Genomic DNA, 18,050 nt, shown 5'->3' on the forward strand with positions numbered 1-18,050 from the left:
GGGACACGTTGATCAGCAAGGCGATGTCGCACGCGTTGCGGCACGAACCGGGTGCGTACGGGCTGGAACTCGGCGCTGACGGGAGCGTCCCGCTCGCAGATCTTGCCGACGCTTTGGAGCGGTCGGGCATTCAGTCATCGTTGGAAGATCTGCGCCGCGTGGTCGCCGAGTCCGACAAGCAGCGCTTCGCCGTCGAAAGCGACCGGATCCGTGCTCAGTACGGGCACTCGACGGACGAGCGCATCGTGAAGCCGTCGATCGTTCCGCAGCCGGTGCTCTGGCATGCAACTTCCCCCGCTGCGGCTGAGTCGATCCTGCGCGAAGGGCTCTTACCGATGGGGCGCCAGTACGCGCATCTTACGACCGATCGCGAGTTGGCTATGCAGGCTGGGCGGCGCAAGTCCACCGCTCCCGTCCTGTTGCGAATCGATGCAGCTCGCGCGCACCGGGAGGGCGTGGAGTTCACGGAGGGCCACGGCCGGGTGACCCTGGCCTTGCTCGTTCCCGCGCGGTACATCTCGGCGGAATGACGCGCCTGCCTCAGCCGCGCGAGTAGCGGGGCTCCTGCATTGCTTGGGCGATGCGCTCGAGACGGTCACCCGTCGAACGGATCGATTTCTCAGTCTCCCGCGAGTGCGAGGGGGCGATGGCAGTCTCATCTCATCAGACGTGAGACTGCTCGGAAGAAGCGCAGGCCCGACCAGCTGGGCTTGCAGTCGGGTGGCGTGGAAGTCCTGGATAGCATCATCCGATGAGCACAGCGATGGACAGTTCTGCGTTCTGGGATGCGATCATCGCGGACGATCCGCAGGCGATCACGAGGATCGCGTCGGAAGGCTTCGAAGTGTCTTCAGCATCACGCGCCAATGCCGACGCCCTCACGCCCCTCCACTTCGCGGCTCAGACCGGTGCGGTGCATGCGATGCGAGCACTCCTGGACCTCGGGGTGGAGGTGGACTCGCCGGACCGTTGGGGGACGACGCCGCTGCAGCTCGCAGTGACGAACTCAGGCGACGGCGGACTTGATCCGGTCGCCGTCTTGCTCGACGCCGGCGCTGATCCGTGCCATGTCAACGACCTTGGTGCGACCCCACTGAGCTATGCCCGAATCTCGGGGGACGCACCCGCCGGGCTCATCACCATGCTGCAGCAGGATCGGGTGTTCGAGGATGATGAGGCGGGCGTATCCGTCGTGTTCGAGGCCGCTACGCATGGGTCCCTCATCGACATCCAATCAGCAATTCGTGCCGATGCGGCTCTGCTCAACTCTGCCGTGGCTGGAGAGACTCCGCTCCGACTGCTCGTACGACGTTCTCTCCCCGTGCGACCGAATCGATCGAACCCACACCCGGTCTCTGTGGACGACGCGGTGGCTGGCGCCAGTGCAATGCTGAGTGCCGGAGCGAAGGCCAGGTTGGTCGGTGCAGACGGCTTCACCGCTCAAGGGCTGGCACGAGCGTTCCTGGCGCCGAAGCCGTTGATCAAGGTGCTCGATCGTGCGGCGAAGCTCGAGCGGAGGTAGACGGCGTGAATGATCAAGAGGCAATGAAGTGCGCTATCGCGGCGAAGGCTCCCGGTCGCGACACGAACGAAGGTGGTTCAAGGTGATCGACGTCGAAGTACTCCGCACAGCGCTCGATCCGTCCTCGATGGACGTTCCGAAGCGGGTCCGGAACGCCTTCGAGAAGGCGGCTCGGGTGAAGTCGTTCGTCACGGTTCCGGGCGGGGCTGCGCTGATCTGGGGATCGGTGTTGATCGCGGTCTACGGGGACGCTCCCCGTGTGAGCACGGCGGCACGCGCGCTGCGCGTCCCTGACGAGGGTGTGTCCCACACCCAATGGACGAGGCAGCGTGGTGCCTACGCGGCGGTGGCATTCGCAGCCGCTCGCGACTCCGACCCACCATCGGTTGCGGCACGGACTGCCGGATGGACGGTGAGAGAGCCGTTGATGCAAGGGAAGGCGCTTCGGCACCACATCGACCGGTCTGCCGAGGAGCGGGAGATGGATGAGTTCATGCCGGTTTCGGGGCACCTCGCCGCCTTCGCATCGGACATGGTGATCCTGGGGACCATGTGGCTGTTCGGCGGGTCTGACGCGTGGCCGATCGGGCGGATCGCAGCGGAGTGGGACCGCAACGCCGAGGCCGTCCGCGCGCTCCCCGGGTACTCCGACGCATGAGCCGTCGCCCCGAGGGTGATCCTGTCGTGGTCAGGAGACCGACGCGTCGTCCTCGTCCGCCCACAGCGGGTCGCTGACGGTCCGGGGCAGCAGCACCCCCGGCGACGCCGGCCACGGCAGCCGCGTGATCGGCCAGTTCGAGGCGAAGAGCTCACGCCGCCCGGCATCGAACTCCTGCACCGTCTTGAGCTCGTCGTAGACCAGGGCGTACGCGGCCCGCAGGTTGTCGAAGTAGTCGTCCCACGAGTCGAACAGGGTGAAGGCGACATCGGAGACCAGGTCGATCGACGACCAGGCATCGTCCTCGCTCAGGAGCCCGGCGGCGTACGCACCTCGGACGGCGGTGACCGCGTTCTTGACGTCCATCGACCAGAGCAGCTTCGGCGGGCGGTCCGCTCGGCGTTCGAGCAGGCTCGACCCTGCCCACGGGTCGGTGCCGAGCAGTGAGGACAGTCGGGTGAGGCGGGTCTCACCCTCGGCGGATCGGCTCAACGCGAGGAACTGCCACGACACGCTCTTCGGGCCGAGCAGGTCGACGGCGAAGGCCTGTGCGTCCCGCCCGCTGGCGGTCTTGTAGGTCTCGTCGAGTTCGCGGCGCAGGAACGTCAGCGGGGGCAGGGGGATGGTCACGAAGGGCGACGGCGTGGTGTCCTGCAGGTACTCGCCGCCGAGCTCCACCCGCGAACCGTACGGGGCGAGCGACGCCGGCCACCATCCGTCGTGGAAGTCGCCGAACGAGGCGAGGGCCAGCTGCTGCAGTCGGCGGACGGGCAGCTCGCGGGCACCGGTGCGCTCCCGGTACCGCCGCTGTTCCCGCACCGGCAGCCCGATGTCACGGAGCGAGGTGATGAAGGTCAGCACGAACCACACGACGACGGCGATCAGGAAGCAGCGCCACACCGCCTGGATGCCGTACCCGAAGTGCGCCCGGACGTCGTACGGACCGGCTGTGGCGGCGACGAGGGCGACGAAGAACGCCACGATCGCGATCGCCATGATCATCCACGCTGCGGCGCGGTCCCGTCGTCGCCCGGTCTGCTTCCGCGCCTTGGCGACCATCGCCCGGTGCCGCCAGCGTGGACGGACCGGGAACTCGCGGTCGCCGGGATGGTTCTGCAGTGCTTCCCCCATGACGATCGATCGTAGCGAGCAGCTCAGTCCTCGTCGACGGCGCCGACGAGCTCCGGCGCCGTGAGCAGCCGCGGCTCGTCCTCGATCGACGACGGGTCGGCGATGACCTTCGACTCGTCGAGCAGCGAGAGCCGACGGGCGCTCGGCAGCACCTGGCGTTCGAGCGACCCGACGAAGCGGTTGTAGTCGACGACGGAGCCGCGGATCGAGCGGCCGAGCTTGTCGACGTGCCCGGCCATCGTGGACAGCCGGCCGTAGAGCTCGCGGGACACCTTGAAGAGCTCGTGCGCCTCTTGCGAGACGACGTCCTGCTGCCACGAGAACGCCACGGTCTTGAGCACGGACCACAGGGTCACGGGAGAGGCGAGCGCGATGCGCTTGCGGAAGGCGTGGTCGAGCAGGCCGGGGTCGGCGGCGAGTGCGCTCGAGATGAGCGACTCGGACGGGATGAAGGCGACGGTGAGCTCGGGGGAGGCGTCGTAGCCGGTCCAGTACTCCCGTGCGGCAAGGGCGTCGACGTGCGCTCGGAGCGCCTTGACGTGCTGGGCGATGAGCTGGTCGCGTCGAGCTGCCTCGGCACCGGTGGCGGTCGCCGGGATCTCGGCGGCCTGCAGGTAGGCGCTGAACGGCACCTTGGCGTCGACGGCGATGGTCTTGCCGCCGGGCAGGTGCACGACCATGTCCGGGCGGGCGGAGCCGACGGCGGTGGTGACTGACGACTGCACGTCGAAGTCGACGCGTTCGAGCAGCCCGGCGGCCTCGACCACGTTGCGCAGCTGCGTCTCGCCCCAGACGCCGCGCGTGCTGTTCGACGACAGGGCGCTGGCCAGGGTGTCGGCGGTGGCGCGCAGGCGCTCTTCCGACTCGGCGGCCGACCGGAGCTGCGCCGACAGCGCGCCGTACTGCTCGCTCCGCGATTGCTCGAGCTCGGCGATCTTCGTGCGCATCACGTCGAGCGTCTGCGCCACGGGGCTGAGCGCGGAGAGCACCTTGGACTCGTTCTGGTTCCGTGCCGCGTCGACGCCGTGCATGCGCTGCACCAGGTGCTCGAGCTCGGCGGAGCGCCGTTCGAGCGAGTCGACCTGGCGGCGGTACTGCGTGTCCTGGGCGTCGAGGCGTTCCTCGGCGTCGCGTCGGGCCGCCTCGAGCTGGCCGCGGAGCGCCTCGGCGGTCGCACGGGACGACGCGGCGTCGATGCCCGCGCGCGAGCGGGCGAGCGACCAGGCGACGACCGCACCGACGGCGATGCCGATCACGAGACCGATGACCAGGGCGAGGATCTGCATGTCGCGACCCTGGCAGAACCCACCGACACCGCGCCTCCCGGCACTCCGGCGCGCCCCGCAGAACCAGCGTGACCAGCGCCACGGGACCAACGTGACGGACCGCGGAATCCATGTTATGACATTAGGGCAAACAGGGTGTACAGTCGTGATCGTCCGCCGATGAAGCCGCACGGAAGGTCCACCGCGTCGCATGACGAACCAAGCTCCCCACGCCTACGACGTGATCACGATGGGACGCGTCAGCGTCGACATCTACCCGCAGCAGACCGGCCCGCTCGAAGACGTCTCGACCTTCTCGAAGTCCGTCGGCGGCAGCGCCACGAACGTCGCCATCGCCGCCGCTCGCCACGGCGCGGACGCCGCGGTCATCACCCGGACGGGCAACGACCCCTTCGGCCGGTACATCGCCCGCACGCTGCCCGAGTACGGGGTCGCGAACGCCTTCGTCGAGACGGTGGAGGGGCTGAACACCCCCGTCGCCTTCTGCGAGATCTTCCCGCCGGACGACTTCCCGCTCTACTTCTACCGGGCCCCGAAGGCGCCCGACCTGATGATCACGGCGAAGTCCCTGCCGCTGCACGAGATCGAGCGCGCGAAGATCTTCTGGACCACGGTGACCGGGCTCAGCGAGGAGCCGAGCCGACAGGCGCACCACGTGGCGTACGAAGCCCGGTCCGCCGCGCAGAACAGCACGAAGACCCACACCGTCTTGGACCTGGACTACCGGTCGATGTTCTGGTCGAGCCCCGAGGCCGCGACGCGCGAGGTCGCGATCGCCCTCGAGCACGCCACCGTCGCCGTCGGCAACCGCGAGGAGTGCGAGGTCGCGGTCGGTGAGACCGACCCGGTCCGCGCCGCCGACGCCCTGCTCGACCGCGGTGTCGAGATCGCGATCGTCAAGCAGGGGCCGAAGGGCGTGCTGGCGAAGACCCGCGACGAGTTCGTCGAGTTCCGTCCGCACCACATCGACGTCGTGAACGGGCTCGGCTCGGGCGACGGCTTCGGCGGCGCGCTGACCCACGGACTGCTGCAGGGCTGGAGCCTCGAGCGGATCCTTGCGTTCTGCAACGCCGCCGGCGCGATCGTCGCGACGCGGTTCGAGTGCTCGACGGCGATGCCGACGAGCGACGAGATCGAGCAGTTCCTGACCGACAACCCGGCCGAGGGCACGACGCACACGGGTGCGACGCAGACGGGTGAGACGCACACCGAGGAGAAGACCCATGCCTGAGCTCAGCCCCGCTGACTTCCAGCGCCTCCGCGACATCCGTGCCGGCCAGCCGGACCTGGTGCGTGCCATGCTCGACGCCCGCCGCAAGCGCTCCCTGCTCGCCGCCGACGGCAAGCTCTTCATCGTCGCCGCCGACCACCCCGCACGCGGTGCGCTGGCGGTGCGCGACGACGAGTCCGCGATGGCGGACCGCTACGACCTGCTCGAGCGGCTCGTCACGGCCCTCGGCCGGCCGGGGGTCGACGGCGTGCTCGGCACCCCCGACATCCTCGAGGACCTCGCGCTGCTCGGCGCCCTCGACGGCAAGGTCGTCGTCGGGTCGATGAACCGCGGTGGACTCCGCGGCGCGACGTTCGAGATGGACGACCGGTACACGGCGTACTCGGCGCAGGCCATCAAGGACTCCGGGCTCGACTTCGCCAAGCTGCTGGTGCGCATCGCCCTGGAGGACTCGGGCACCGCGCCGACGCTCGAGGCCACGGCCCGCGCCGTCAGCGAGGCCGCGGCGCTCCAGCTGCCGATCATGCTCGAGCCGTTCATGTCCGAGTGGCGGGACGGCCGGGTCGTCAACGACCTGTCAGCCGACGCCGTGATCACCTCGATGGCGATCGCTGCGGGACTCGGTGAGTCCAGCGCCTACAGCTGGCTCAAGATCCCCGTCGTCGACGACATGGAGCGCGTGATGGCCGCGACGACGCTCCCGACGCTGCTGCTCGGCGGCGACCCGGCTTCGCGCCCGCTGGAGACGTACGCCAAGTGGGCTGACGCCCTGGCCCTGCCCGGTGTCCGCGGCCTGGTCGTCGGACGCACCCTGCTCTACCCCTCGGACGGCGACGTCGCCGCCGCCGTGGACGTGGCCGCCGGTCTCGTCCACAGCCAGGAGGCCCGGGGCGGGTTCTCCACAGATGCCCACGACCCAGCCGCTCGGCTCGCGGGCGCCACCACCATGGACTCGTCCATCTCGGAAGGAAGCAACGCATGACGCTCACCGACACGACCACCACCACCGTCGGGCACTGGATCGACGGCAAGCGCGTCGAATCCGCGTCGGGCAACACCGCCCCCGTGTACGACCCGGCGCTCGGCGTCGCGACAAAGCAGGTCGCGCTGGCCGACGAGTCCGAGATCCAGGCGGCCATCGGCAGCGCCAAGGCGGCGTTCCCCGGCTGGAGCAACCTGTCACTGGCCAAGCGCCAGGCGATCCTGTTCTCGTTCCGCGAGATCCTGAACCGCGACAAGGCCGAGCTGGCCGAGATCATCACGAGCGAGCACGGCAAGGTCATCGACGACGCCCTGGGTGAGATCGCCCGCGGGCAAGAGGTCGTGGAGCTCGCCACCAACATCCCGAGCCTGATGAAGGGCGAGTTCTCCGACCAGGTCTCGACCGGCATCGACGTCTACTCGATCCGCCAGCCGCTCGGCGTCGTGGGCATCATCAGCCCCTTCAACTTCCCGGCGATGGTGCCGCTCTGGTTCCTGCCGATCGCGATCGCCGCGGGCAACACCGTCGTGCTGAAGCCGAGCGAGAAGGACCCGTCGGCCGCCATCTGGCTCGCCGAGAAGTTCAAGGAGGCCGGGCTGCCCGACGGCGTCTTCAACGTGCTCAACGGCGACAAGCTGTCCGTCGACGGCCTGCTCACCAGCGACGACGTCGAGTCGATCTCGTTCGTCGGCTCCACGCCCATCGCGCAGTACGTCTACGAGACCGGCACCAAGCACGGCAAGCGCGTGCAGGCCCTCGGCGGCGCGAAGAACCACATGCTCGTCCTGCCGGACGCCGACCTCGACCTGGTCGCCGACAACGCGATCAACGCCGGCTTCGGTTCGGCCGGTGAACGCTGCATGGCGATCTCGGTCGTCGTCGCCGTCGAGCCGGTGGCCGACGAGCTCATCCAGAAGATCAAGGACCGCGCGGCGACCCTGCGCATCGGCGACGGTCGTCGCGGGTGCGACATGGGCCCGCTCGTCACGAAGCAGCACCGTGACAAGGTCGCCTCGTACATCGAGGTCGCAGAGCAGGACGGTGCGGTGGTTGTGGTGGACGGCCGCACCGTCCGACCCGACGGCGACGAGAACGGCTTCTGGCTGGGCCCGACGCTGATCGACCAGGTGCCCACCACCAGCCGCGTCTACACCGAGGAGATCTTCGGTCCGGTGCTGAGCGTCGTCCGCGTCGCCACCTACGAAGAGGGCCTCGAGCTCATCAACTCCGGCGCGTACGGCAACGGCACCGCCATCTTCACGAACGACGGTGGCGCCGCCCGACGGTTCCAGCGCGACGTGCAGGTCGGCATGATCGGCATCAACGTCCCGATCCCGGTGCCCGTCGCCTACTACTCGTTCGGTGGCTGGAAGAACTCGCTGTTCGGTGACCACAAGGCGTACGGGGCTGACGGCGTGAGCTTCTTCACCCGTCAGAAGGCGATCACGAGCCGCTGGCTCGACCCGTCGCACGGCGGCATCAACCTCGGCTTCCCGTCGAACAACTGACCCGCAGCATGGCGAACGAACAGCACCAGCACGACCAGTGGTTCATCCCGGCGGGCTCCCGGCCCGAGGCGGGCTGGACCGACGTGGTCGACGGTCGCATCGAGGGGTGGGCGCACACCGGGCTCCGGACCGGCGCGCTGACCGACGGGGGCGAGCTGCGCCTCCCGGCCGACGCCGTGGAGCGCATCGTCGTGCCGCTCGCCGGGTCGTTCCACGTGACCCACTCGGGCGCTGCCGGTGACGGCGAGCAGACCCTGCAGGGGCGCGGGAGCGTCTTCGACGGCCCCACCGACGTCCTGTACCTGGGCTCGGGCTCCGCGGCCACCATCACCGGCAGCGGCCGGTTCGCCGTCGCGGAAGCTCCCACCGACACCGTCAAGCCGACCACCTACGTGGCCCGGCCGGACGTGCCCGTGGAACTCCGCGGCGCCGGGCAGTCGAGCCGCCAGGTGCACAACTTCGGCACCCCGGCCGCGCTCGACGCCGTCAAGTTCATCGTGTGCGAAGTGATCACGCCGGCCGGCAACTGGTCGTCGTACCCGCCGCACAAGCACGACACGAACGTGCCCGGTTCGGAGTCGAACCTCGAGGAGATCTACTACTACGAGGCCGCGGTGTCCCGCGGGCTCGAGTCGATCGCCCCCGAGGCCGCCGACCCGTTCGCCCTGCACCGCACGTACGCCTCGGACGACCGCGCCATCGACGAGTTCCGGCAGGTCCGGACCGGTGACGTCGCCCTGGTGCCGTACGGCTGGCACGGTCCGGCGGTCGCCGCTCCGGGTTACGACATGTACTACCTGAACGTGATGGCCGGGCCCGACCCGGAGCGCGTCTGGAACATCACCGACGACCCCGCCCACGGGTGGGTCCGGCAGGCGTGGGCATCGGAATCGATCGACCCACGACTGCCCTACGAAAGGAAGCAGGCGTGACCACCACCACGCGGAAGATGACGGTCGGCCAGGCACTCGTCGAGTTCCTGGCCAACCAGTGGACCGTCGACGGCGACGTCCGCGAACGCACCATCCCGGGGATCTTCGGCATCTTCGGGCACGGCAACGTCGCCGGGGTCGGTCAGGCCATCAAGCAGCTCCACGTCGAGCAGCCCGGTCTGCTGCCGTACCACCAGGCCCGCAACGAGCAGGCGATGGTGCACGAGGCCGTCGGCTTCGCCCGCATGCACCGCCGCCGCGCGACCTACGCGTCGACGGCGTCGGTCGGCCCGGGCGCCGCCAACATGCTGACCGCCGCGGCACTCGCCACCACGAACCGGCTGCCGGCACTGCTGCTGCCGTCGGACACCTTCGCCACGCGCACCACGGACCCGGTGCTCCAGCAGATCGAGCTGCCGCACGACACGTCGTTGCAGGTCACCGACGCCTTCCGTCCGCTCTCGCGCTACTTCGACCGTGTGGAGCGTCCGGAGCAGCTGTTCTCGATCGCCCTCGCCGCGATGCGGGTCCTCACCGACCCGGCCGAGACCGGTGCGGTGACGATCGCCCTGCCCGAGGACGTCCAGGCCGAGGAGTTCGACGTGCCCGTCGCGTTCCTGCAGCCGCGCGAGTGGCACATCCGCCGTCCGTTGCCCGAGCGTGGCCCGCTCGAGCGTGCCGTCGCCGCGATCCGTGCCGGCCGGCGTCCGGTCATCGTGGCCGGCGGCGGGGTGCTGTACTCCGACGCCGCCGACGAGCTCCGCGCCTTCGTCGAGGCCACCGGCATCCCGGTCGGCACGTCGCAGGCCGGCGGCGGATCTCTGGTCTGGGACCACCCGCAGTACCTCGGCGGCATCGGCGCGACCGGCACCGCGGCCGCCAACGCGATCGCCGCCCAGGCCGACGTCGTCATCGGGATCGGCACCCGCTACAGCGACTTCACCACGGCGTCGCGGACCGCGTTCCAGAACCCCGACGTCACGTTCGTCAACGTCAACGTGGCCGCGTTCGACGCCTACAAGCACGGTTCGCAGCTGCCGCTGATCGCGGACGCCCGGGAGGCGCTGGTCGCCCTGACGGAGTCGCTCACCTCGGACACGGCGTACGTCGTCGAGCGCGGCTACGCGTCCGAGATCGCCTCGCTGAAGGCGGCGTGGGACGCCGCCGTCGACGGCGCGTTCGCGCCGTCCGGCGCGGACCTGCCCGGTCAGCCCGAGATCATCGGCGCCGTGCAGTCGGTCTCCGACCCGCGCGACGTCGTGATCCAGGCCGCGGGCTCGCTGCCCGGCGACCTGCACAAGCTCTGGCGGGTCCGCGACGAGCTCGGGTACCACGTCGAGTACGCGTTCTCGTGCATGGGCTACGAGATCGCCGGTGGCATCGGGGTGCGACGCGGGGCTCCGGAGCGCGACGCGATCGTGATGGTCGGTGACGGCAGCTACCTGATGCTGCACACCGAGCTCGTCACCGCCGTGGCCGAGGGCATCAAGATCATCGTCGTGCTGATCCAGAACCACGGGTACGCGTCGATCGGGCACCTGTCCGAGACCGTCGGCTCCGAGCGCTTCGGCACGAAGTACCGCTACCTCGACGAGACCGAGTCGTTCGAGAACGGCGAGCCCCTGCCCGTCGACCTCGCCGCCAACGCCCGCTCGTACGGCGTCGACGTCATCGAGGTGCAGCCCGGCCCGGACAGCATCGAGGACCTGAAGGCCGCACTGCGTCAGGCGAAGGCGAACGACCACACGACCCTGGTGCACATCAACTCCGACCCGCTGGTCTACGCCCCCGAGGGCGACGGCTGGTGGGACGTGCCGGTCGCGCAGACCTCCACCCTCCCCAGCACCCAGGCCGCCCGCGCCGAGTACGAGCAGCAGGTCGCCACGCAGCGTCCGCTGCTCGGCTGAACCGTTCACGAGACAGAAAGCGACAGCGACGTCATGACCGACACCGCCACCCCCATCGGCAGCCCCGCCACCGACGCGGCGCCCGCCTCGATCCGCATCGGCACCGCCCCGGACTCGTGGGGCGTCTGGTTCCCGGACGACCCGAAGCAGGTGCCGTGGCAGCGCTTCCTCGACGAGGCGTCCGCCGCCGGGTACGAGTGGATCGAGCTCGGCCCGTACGGGTACCTGCCGACCGACCCGTCGCAGCTGTCCGACGAGCTCGAGTCCCGCGGGCTCAAGCTGTCGGCGGGCACGGTCTTCACCGGGTTCCACAAGGGCGAGGACCAGTTCCAGCGCGCGTGGGACCAGGCCGTCGCGGTCGCCGGTCTGGCAGCGAAGCTCGGCGCCGAGCACCTGGTGACGATCCCCGACCTGTGGCGCTCGGACGCCACCGAAGAGGTGCTCGAGTCGCGCACGCTCACCGACGAGAAGTGGGAGCGACTCGGCAAGGGACACGACCAGCTCGGCAAGGCGCTGCTCGAGGAGTACGGCGTCCACCAGCAGTTCCACACCCACGCGGACAGCCACGTCGGCACCTACAAGGAGACCGTGCGGTTCCTCGAGGTCACGAACCCCGAGTACACCAACCTCTGCCTCGACACCGGCCACTTCGCCTACTACGGCGGCGACAACCTCAAGCTCATCGCCGCCCACCCGGAGCGCATCGGCTACCTGCACCTCAAGCAGGTCGACACCGACCTGCTGTTCGACGTGCTCAAGAACGACGTGCCGTTCGCCACCGCCGTGTCGCAGGGCATCATGACCGAGCCGCCGCACGGCACCCCGGAGCTCGCCCCGATCATCGAGGCCGTCGCCGCGATCAACCCGGACGTCTTCGGCATCGTCGAGCAGGACATGTACGGCTGCTCCGTCGACGCCCCCGGCCCGATCGCCGAGCGCACCTTCCAGCACATCTTCGGCTCGACCTCGGCCGCCCGCGCCTCCTGACGCGCCGTCCACGCAGCGTCAACAACCCCCAGGAGAACACCACCATGACCACCACGCAGAACCTCCGCGTCGCCGTCGTCGGCGCCGGCATGATGGGCGCCGACCACGTCCGCCGCATCACCGCCAAGATCTCGAACGCCGACGTCGTCGCCGTCGTCGAGCCCGACCAGGCCCGTGCCGCTGCGGCAGCCGCCCTGGCGCCCGGCGCGATCACCGCTGCGTCCTTCGACGAGGCGCTCGAGCAGACCGAGATCGACGCCGTCATCATCGCGACGCCCGGTTTCCTGCACGAGCCGATCCTGGTGACCGCGCTCGAGCGCGGACTCACCGTCCTGTGCGAGAAGCCGCTGACGACCAGCGCCGAGGACTCGCTGCGCATCGTCGAGCTCGAGCAGCAGCACGCCGCCCGGCCCGTCATCCAGGTCGGCTTCATGCGCCGGTTCGACGCCGGGTACCAGGAGCTCAAGGCCCTGCGCGAGTCGGGGGCGAACGGCGCCCTGCTCGCCCTGCACCACGCGCACCGCAACCCGACGACGCCGCCGAACTTCAGCGAGTCGATGCTCATCCACGACTCGGTGATCCACGAGATCGACATCATCCCGTTCCTCACCGGTGAAGCGATCACGAGCGTCGAGGTGAAGAAGCCGCGCAAGAACTCCCTGGCGCCGGCCGACCTGCCCGAGCCGCAGTTCGTCCTGTTCACCACCGAGTCCGGCACGATGGCGATCGTCGAGATCAACGTCAACGCCCAGTTCGGCTACCAGGTCACCACCGACGCCGTGTTCGAGTCCGGTGTCGCGTACATCGGCCGCGACACGTCGCTCTCGCTCGTCGCAGCCGGAGCGACCTCGCAGGGCGTCACGCCGTCCTTCAAGGAGCGCTTCGGTGCCGCCTACGACGAAGAGGTCCAGCGCTGGGTCGACGCGGCCCGGACCGGCGGCATCGACGGGCCGAGTGCCTGGGACGGCTACACCGCCTCCGTCGTCGCCGAGGTCGCGGTCCGGGCCCAGCAGTCCGGCGCGCACGAAGTGGTCGAGTACGCGGTCACCAAGCCGGCGTTCTACGACGAGACGAGCGGCGCGACGAGCGACGCGACGAGCGACGCAACCGCCGCGCTCGCCGGGGCCTGATCGATGCCGAAGATCGCGCTCGACCCGACCCCGTTCCACCACGACCTGTCGCTGTTCGAGTTCCCGCGCAAGGTCGCGGAGCTCGGCTACGAGTACCTGCAGCTCACCCCGCACAAGGACTTCATCCCCTTCTACCGGCACCCCAAGGCCGACGACGACCTCGTCGACGCGTTCGCCGCGGCCTGCCGTGACGCCGGGGTCCAGGTGGCGAGCGTGCTGCCGGTGCTGCGCTGGTCGGGTCCGGACGAGGACGCCCGACAGGCTGCGGTGCGGAAGTGGAAGCGGGTCATCGAGATCACGAAGCGCCTCGGCGTGGACACCATCAACACGGAGTTCTCCGGCCGCCCCGAGCGTGCCGAGGAGTCCGAGGACCAGTTCTACCGGTCGATGGAGGAACTGCTGCCGATCATCGAGGACGCCGGCATCCGTGTGCTCATCGACCCGCACCCCGACGACTTCGTCGAGGACGGGCTCGAGGCGCTCCGGGTGATCCGCGGCCTGAACTCGAAGCACGTCGGCTTCGTGTACGTCGCCTGCCACACGTTCCACTACGGCGGCAACATGGACGAGATCATCGACGCCGCCGGTGAGTCACTGCAGCTGGTCCACGTCGCCGACGCGTACGACCACCGTCGCTCGCACGGCCTGCGCTACATCACGAACCCGCCCGGCAACCCGGTCCGCGTGCACCAGCACCTGCCGGTCGGCCAGGCGGACGTCGACTTCGACGCCTTCTGGGCAGCACTCGACCGGGTCGGTTTCTCGGCGCGCGAGGACACCGTCGCCGTCTCGAGCGTCTTCGCCGAGGACGAGAACGCCGACGCGGTGTCGCGGTTCCAGCTCGACACGATCACGAAGGGACTCCACCGATGACCACCACCCTCGAGACGCAGGCGTCCACCGACGCCGACTCCCGTCCCGTCACCCTGCAGGCCGCGGAACAGACCCCGACCGCCCTGTGGAACGACTCCGCCGACCCGCGCGAACTGTCGACCGCCATCCACGAGTACGGTGCCGTCGGTGCAACCTGCAACCCGGTGATCGCGTACACCTGCATCCAGCAGGACCCGGAGACCTGGGTCCCGCGCATCCGCGAGATCGCCGAGGAGCACCCGACGGCGGGGGAGTCCTGGATCGGCTGGAAGGCCGTCGAGGAGCTCTCCATCGCCGCCGCGGCGCAGCTGCTGCCCGCGTTCGAGGCGTCCGGCGGCCGGAACGGTCGACTGTCCATGCAGACGGACCCCCGGTTCCACCGTGATGCCGACGCGCTCGTCGAGCAGGCCGTCCGGTTCTCGCAGCTCGCGCCGAACATCATCGTGAAGATCCCCGCCACCAAGGTCGGCATCGCCGCGATCGAGGAAGCCGCCTACCGCGGGGTCTCGATCAACGCCACGGTGTCCTTCACCGTGCCGCAGGTCGTCGCCGTGGGCGAGGCCATCGAGCGCGCCCTCGACCGCCGTGCTGCCGAGGGCCTGCCGGAGCAGGAGTTCGGTCATGTCGTCACCCTGATGGCCGGCCGCTTCGACGACTGGCTGAAGACCGTCGTCAAGCGCGACCACGTGATGGTGGACCCGGGCATCCTCGAGTGGGCCGGTGTCGCCGCGGTGAAGAACGCCTACCGCGTCTTCCAGGAGCGTGGGTTCCGGTCGCGCGTGCTGGTCGCCGCGTTCCGCAACGCACTGCAGTGGTCGGAGTTCCAGGGCGGGGACCTGGTGGTGTCGCCGCCGTTCCAGTGGACGAAGGACATCAACGACAACGCGTTCCCGTTCCGTCCGCACGCCATCGACGACGAGGTCCCCGTGCACGTCATCGAGGCGCTCCGGGCCGCGACGCCGGAGTTCGCCCGCGGTTACGACGTGGACGGCATGACGATCGACGAGTTCGACCGCTTCGGTGCGACCGTGACGACGCTCCGGCAGTTCCTGGACGCCGACGCGAAGCTCGATGCCCTGGTCCGCGACATCATCGTCCCCGCGATCTGAGAAGCGATCCAAGACGCGGTCTGATGCGCGGTGCGATCCGCGGTCGCAACCACGGGTCGCGCCCCGCGCGCTGACGCACCAGCCTGGAGGCCCGGTGCCGGTCCCCGAGACCGGCACCGGGCCTCCAGGCGGTTGCGTCATGTGCTGACAAAGTCCGCCGCATCGGCTACGCTCGTTGTCGCGCTCCAATGCGCGTCACCTGAACGAAGGAGTTCTCCATGGACAGCATCGGCGTCGGGCTGATCTCGGTCGGCTGGATGGGGCGGTTGCACTCGCGTGCCTACCGAGCGTTGCCGGACCACTTCCCGGAGCTCGGCGTCCAGCCGCGGCTCGTCGTCGCGGCCGACCCGATCGAGGCGGCACGCGACCAGGCGGTGACGCGGCTCGGGTACGAGCGGGCCGTCGCCGACTACCACGAGGTCCTCGCCGACCCGGCGGTCGACGTCGTGTCGATCTGTTCGCCGAACTTCCTGCACCGCGAGATGGCCGTCGCCGCGGCCGAGGCGGGCAAGCCGTTCTGGATCGAGAAGCCGATGGGACGGTACGCCAGCGACTCGCGCTCCATCCACCAGGCGGTGCAGCACGCCGGCGTCATCACGAGCGTCGGGTTCAACTACCGGCACGCCCCGGCGATCGAGCGCGCCCGTGAACTCGTCCGCAGCGGGCGGCTCGGGCGCATCACGAACGTCCGCGGATCGTTGCTCGCCGACTACTCGTCCGACCCTGCTGCACCGCTGACCTGGCGCTTCGAGCGTGAGCGTGCCGGATCGGGTGTGCTCGGCGACCTGCTGTCGCACGGACTCGACCTGGCGCAGTACGTGGTTGGACGGATCGCCTCCGTCAGTGCGCTCGCCGAGACGTTCATCGAGTCGCGTCCCCGCCCGGGTGCCGGCATCGTCGACCGCAGTGCGGCGGCCACCGGCGAGCTCGGTGCCGTCGAGAACGAGGACTACGCCGCGCTGCTGTTCCGGTTCGAGGACGGTGCGGTCGGCACGATGGACTCGAGTCGGGTGATGCGCGGGCCGCACGCCGAGTACACGCTCGAGATCTACGGCACCCGCGGCTCGGTCCGGTGGGACTTCCAGCGCCTCAACGAGCTCGAGGTGTACCTGGACGGGCAAGAGGTCGACGGGTACGCGACGCACTACGTCGCTCCCGGGGACGGTGACTTCGGTCGCTTCCAGCCCGGCGCCGGGACCGCGATGGGCTACGACGACCTGAAGACGATCGAGGCGGCGCAGTTCATCGCGAGCGTGCAGCGCGGGGAGCAGCTCGCACCCTCGGTCGCCGACGGGCTGGCCGCGGCGTCGATCGTCGAGGCGGCGGAGGCCTCGCTGGTCGACGGCGCGTGGCACGACGTCGCTCGTGTCGACGGGCCGCTGACGTACGGGGCACCGACGCCGAGGTTTTAGACACGTGGCGGCGTCCGCTTGTTAGTATGTAAGGACAAAGTCCGAGCAACCAGGAGGCACCATGCCGCTCGTCCGTATCGACCTCGCCACCGGCCGCACGCCGGAGGCCGTCCGTGGCATCGCCGACGCCATCCACCAGGCCATCGTCGACGTGTACGGGATCCCGGTGCGTGACCGGTTCCAGGTGATCACCGAGCACCCGGCGCAGCAGATCATCGCCGAGGACGCCGGCCTGGGGTTCGAGCGCACCGAGGGCGTCATCGTCATCCAGGTGTTCACGCAGCGCGGGCGGACCGACGAGGCGAAGGCGGCGCTGTACCGGGCGATCCACGACGCCCTCGCGGCGATCGGTGTCGCGTCCGAGGACGTCTTCATCGGCTACGTCGAGAACGGGCCGCAGGACTGGTCGTTCGGCTTCGGACGGGCCCAGTACGTCACCGGTGAGCTCGGGGTGCCCGCGCTCGGTTGAGGCCGTGCGGTCGCGGGGCGGTCACGACACCCCGCTCAGTTCCGCCGAGTGGTCACGAAGTGTCGGTTGCCGGGCGTCCGGGCGACAGTTCGTGACCACTTGGCGCATCACCGACAGCGTGTCGTGACCACTCGACGAGCGGCCTACTTGTCGACGAGCGTGACCTCGAACGAGTACCGGTCGGGGCGGTAGCAGTGCACGCCGTACTCGACCGCACGGCCCGAGGCGTCGTACGCGGTGCGGCTCATCGTGAGCACCGGGTCGCCGTCTTCGATCTCGAGCAGGCCGGCCTCTTCGTCGGTGACCGCGCGGGCCCCGATCCGCTGCTTCGCCACCCGCATCGTCACGCCGCGGCCGCGCAGCAGCTGGTACAGCCCGTACGCCTGCAGGTCCTCGTCGGTCAGGTCGAGGAACTCCGGCGGCAGGTAGTTCTCGAGGATCGCCATCGGCACGTCCTCGGCGAACCGCACCCGCCGGATGTGCGCGACGGTCGTGCCGGGCTCGATGCTGAGCGCCGCGGCGACCTCGTCGGACGCGGGGACGTCGTTGCGCTGCAGGAGCTTCGTCGCCGGAGCCTGCGCACCCTGCGCCAGGTCGTCGTACAGGCTCGTCAACTCGACCTTGCGGGTCACCGGCCCGTGCACGACCTGGGTCCCGATGCCGCGGCGGCGCACCAGCAGACCCTTGTCGACGAGGTCCTGGATCGCGCGCCGGATCGTCGGCCGCGACAGACCGAGACGCTCACCGAGGGCGATCTCGTTCTCGAGCCGGGCCCCTGGCGGCATCGCGCCGGAGCGGATCGACTCCTCGATGCGCGAGGCGACCTGGAAGTAGAGGGGCATGGGACCCGACCGGTCCAGGTCCATGAACAGGTCGGACGGCAGCTGGCCTTCGTTGGTCATCGCGGTCCTTC

General features: G+C 69.7%; 17 protein-coding genes. 14 read left to right on the forward strand and 3 right to left on the reverse strand.

The features are described from left to right. Positions 1-8 precede the first annotated feature (8 nt). The 3 genes from DEJ11_RS04165 to DEJ11_RS04175 all read left to right on the forward strand — a co-directional run bounded on the left by DEJ11_RS04165 (position 9) and on the right by DEJ11_RS04175 (position 2,180). On the forward strand, positions 9-530 hold the full coding sequence (locus tag DEJ11_RS04165) for an RNA 2'-phosphotransferase (protein WP_181440801.1): 522 nt from the start codon (positions 9-11) through the stop codon (positions 528-530). 221 nt (positions 531-751) lie between these two features. Then, complete coding sequence (locus DEJ11_RS04170; RefSeq protein ID WP_111022582.1) at positions 752-1,522, forward strand: ankyrin repeat domain-containing protein; 771 nt, start codon at positions 752-754, stop codon at positions 1,520-1,522. Positions 1,523-1,604: 82 nt separating this feature from the next. After that, positions 1,605-2,180: a hypothetical protein gene (locus tag DEJ11_RS04175; RefSeq protein ID WP_111103184.1), complete on the forward strand. Its 576-nt coding sequence runs from the start codon at positions 1,605-1,607 to the stop codon at positions 2,178-2,180. A 30-nt stretch (positions 2,181-2,210) separates the two neighbouring features. Here the strand turns inward: DEJ11_RS04175 and DEJ11_RS04180 are convergent, their stop codons facing one another. Both DEJ11_RS04180 and DEJ11_RS04185 read right to left on the reverse strand, forming a co-directional pair. Then, positions 2,211-3,311 (reverse strand): DUF1266 domain-containing protein, encoded by a 1,101-nt coding sequence (locus tag DEJ11_RS04180; RefSeq protein WP_111103183.1) that lies wholly within the window; start codon positions 3,309-3,311, stop codon positions 2,211-2,213. Positions 3,312-3,334: 23 nt separating this feature from the next. After that, the gene (locus DEJ11_RS04185; protein WP_111046288.1) at positions 3,335-4,597 is read right to left on the reverse strand and encodes a DNA recombination protein RmuC; all 1,263 of its coding nucleotides are present in this window, start codon (positions 4,595-4,597) and stop codon (positions 3,335-3,337) included. Positions 4,598-4,787: 190 nt separating this feature from the next. On the opposite strand from DEJ11_RS04185, the gene iolC reads away from it, so the two are divergent. From iolC to DEJ11_RS04240, 11 genes are all read left to right on the forward strand, one after another. Beyond that, positions 4,788-5,828 (forward strand): 5-dehydro-2-deoxygluconokinase, encoded by a 1,041-nt coding sequence (iolC, locus tag DEJ11_RS04190; protein ID WP_111022586.1) that lies wholly within the window; start codon positions 4,788-4,790, stop codon positions 5,826-5,828. Beyond that, complete coding sequence (locus DEJ11_RS04195; RefSeq protein ID WP_111103182.1) at positions 5,821-6,810, forward strand: class I fructose-bisphosphate aldolase; 990 nt, start codon at positions 5,821-5,823, stop codon at positions 6,808-6,810. The genes iolC and DEJ11_RS04195 overlap by 8 nt, the downstream gene beginning before the upstream one ends. Continuing rightward, positions 6,807-8,318 (forward strand): CoA-acylating methylmalonate-semialdehyde dehydrogenase, encoded by a 1,512-nt coding sequence (locus DEJ11_RS04200; protein ID WP_027464521.1) that lies wholly within the window; start codon positions 6,807-6,809, stop codon positions 8,316-8,318. The genes DEJ11_RS04195 and DEJ11_RS04200 overlap by 4 nt, the downstream gene beginning before the upstream one ends. An 8-nt stretch (positions 8,319-8,326) precedes the next feature. Beyond that, positions 8,327-9,250 (forward strand): 5-deoxy-glucuronate isomerase, encoded by a 924-nt coding sequence (gene iolB / locus DEJ11_RS04205; protein ID WP_111038833.1) that lies wholly within the window; start codon positions 8,327-8,329, stop codon positions 9,248-9,250. A 17-nt stretch (positions 9,251-9,267) separates the two neighbouring features. Beyond that, positions 9,268-11,157 (forward strand): 3D-(3,5/4)-trihydroxycyclohexane-1,2-dione acylhydrolase (decyclizing), encoded by a 1,890-nt coding sequence (iolD, locus tag DEJ11_RS04210; RefSeq protein ID WP_111103209.1) that lies wholly within the window; start codon positions 9,268-9,270, stop codon positions 11,155-11,157. Positions 11,158-11,190: 33 nt separating this feature from the next. Next, a complete protein-coding gene (locus tag DEJ11_RS04215) occupies positions 11,191-12,144 on the forward strand; it encodes a sugar phosphate isomerase/epimerase family protein (RefSeq protein ID WP_111103181.1) in 954 nt (317 codons plus the stop codon). Between the two features lie 44 nt (positions 12,145-12,188). Beyond that, positions 12,189-13,274 (forward strand): Gfo/Idh/MocA family protein, encoded by a 1,086-nt coding sequence (locus tag DEJ11_RS04220; RefSeq protein ID WP_111046290.1) that lies wholly within the window; start codon positions 12,189-12,191, stop codon positions 13,272-13,274. 3 nt (positions 13,275-13,277) lie between these two features. Further along, complete coding sequence (locus tag DEJ11_RS04225; protein WP_111046291.1) at positions 13,278-14,147, forward strand: sugar phosphate isomerase/epimerase family protein; 870 nt, start codon at positions 13,278-13,280, stop codon at positions 14,145-14,147. Next, complete coding sequence (locus DEJ11_RS04230; protein WP_111029577.1) at positions 14,144-15,256, forward strand: transaldolase family protein; 1,113 nt, start codon at positions 14,144-14,146, stop codon at positions 15,254-15,256. Before DEJ11_RS04225 ends, DEJ11_RS04230 begins: the two co-directional genes overlap by 4 nt. 218 nt (positions 15,257-15,474) lie before the next feature. Next, positions 15,475-16,668, forward strand: a complete 1,194-nt coding sequence (locus tag DEJ11_RS04235) for a Gfo/Idh/MocA family protein (RefSeq protein ID WP_111103180.1) — start codon at positions 15,475-15,477, stop codon at positions 16,666-16,668. A 61-nt stretch (positions 16,669-16,729) separates the two neighbouring features. Continuing rightward, entirely contained in the window at positions 16,730-17,137 is a 408-nt protein-coding gene (locus DEJ11_RS04240) for a tautomerase family protein (RefSeq protein ID WP_071405737.1), read from the forward strand. A gap of 143 nt (positions 17,138-17,280) precedes the next feature. On the opposite strand, the gene DEJ11_RS04245 is transcribed toward DEJ11_RS04240, so the two are convergent. Then, entirely contained in the window at positions 17,281-18,039 is a 759-nt protein-coding gene (locus DEJ11_RS04245; RefSeq protein WP_071405736.1) for a GntR family transcriptional regulator, read from the reverse strand. Between the last annotated feature and the right edge of the window lie 11 nt (positions 18,040-18,050).

Origin of the sequence: Curtobacterium sp. MCLR17_058, from assembly GCF_003234705.2 — a bacterium.
Classification (GTDB): Bacteria; Actinomycetota; Actinomycetes; order Actinomycetales; family Microbacteriaceae; genus Curtobacterium; species Curtobacterium flaccumfaciens.

Coding starts and splice junctions, on each gene's coding strand:
- DEJ11_RS04170 (WP_111022582.1), top strand. CDS start 752: ATGAGCACAGCGATGGACAGTTCTGCGTTCTGGGATGCGATCATCGCG.
- DEJ11_RS04180 (WP_111103183.1), bottom strand. CDS start 3,311: ATGGGGGAAGCACTGCAGAACCATCCCGGCGACCGCGAGTTCCCGGTC.
- DEJ11_RS04185 (WP_111046288.1), bottom strand. CDS start 4,597: ATGCAGATCCTCGCCCTGGTCATCGGTCTCGTGATCGGCATCGCCGTC.
- iolC (WP_111022586.1), top strand. CDS start 4,788: ATGACGAACCAAGCTCCCCACGCCTACGACGTGATCACGATGGGACGC.
- DEJ11_RS04195 (WP_111103182.1), top strand. CDS start 5,821: ATGCCTGAGCTCAGCCCCGCTGACTTCCAGCGCCTCCGCGACATCCGT.
- DEJ11_RS04200 (WP_027464521.1), top strand. CDS start 6,807: ATGACGCTCACCGACACGACCACCACCACCGTCGGGCACTGGATCGAC.
- iolB (WP_111038833.1), top strand. CDS start 8,327: ATGGCGAACGAACAGCACCAGCACGACCAGTGGTTCATCCCGGCGGGC.
- iolD (WP_111103209.1), top strand. CDS start 9,268: ATGACGGTCGGCCAGGCACTCGTCGAGTTCCTGGCCAACCAGTGGACC.
- DEJ11_RS04215 (WP_111103181.1), top strand. CDS start 11,191: ATGACCGACACCGCCACCCCCATCGGCAGCCCCGCCACCGACGCGGCG.
- DEJ11_RS04220 (WP_111046290.1), top strand. CDS start 12,189: ATGACCACCACGCAGAACCTCCGCGTCGCCGTCGTCGGCGCCGGCATG.
- DEJ11_RS04225 (WP_111046291.1), top strand. CDS start 13,278: ATGCCGAAGATCGCGCTCGACCCGACCCCGTTCCACCACGACCTGTCG.
- DEJ11_RS04230 (WP_111029577.1), top strand. CDS start 14,144: ATGACCACCACCCTCGAGACGCAGGCGTCCACCGACGCCGACTCCCGT.
- DEJ11_RS04235 (WP_111103180.1), top strand. CDS start 15,475: ATGGACAGCATCGGCGTCGGGCTGATCTCGGTCGGCTGGATGGGGCGG.
- DEJ11_RS04240 (WP_071405737.1), top strand. CDS start 16,730: ATGCCGCTCGTCCGTATCGACCTCGCCACCGGCCGCACGCCGGAGGCC.
- DEJ11_RS04245 (WP_071405736.1), bottom strand. CDS start 18,039: ATGACCAACGAAGGCCAGCTGCCGTCCGACCTGTTCATGGACCTGGAC.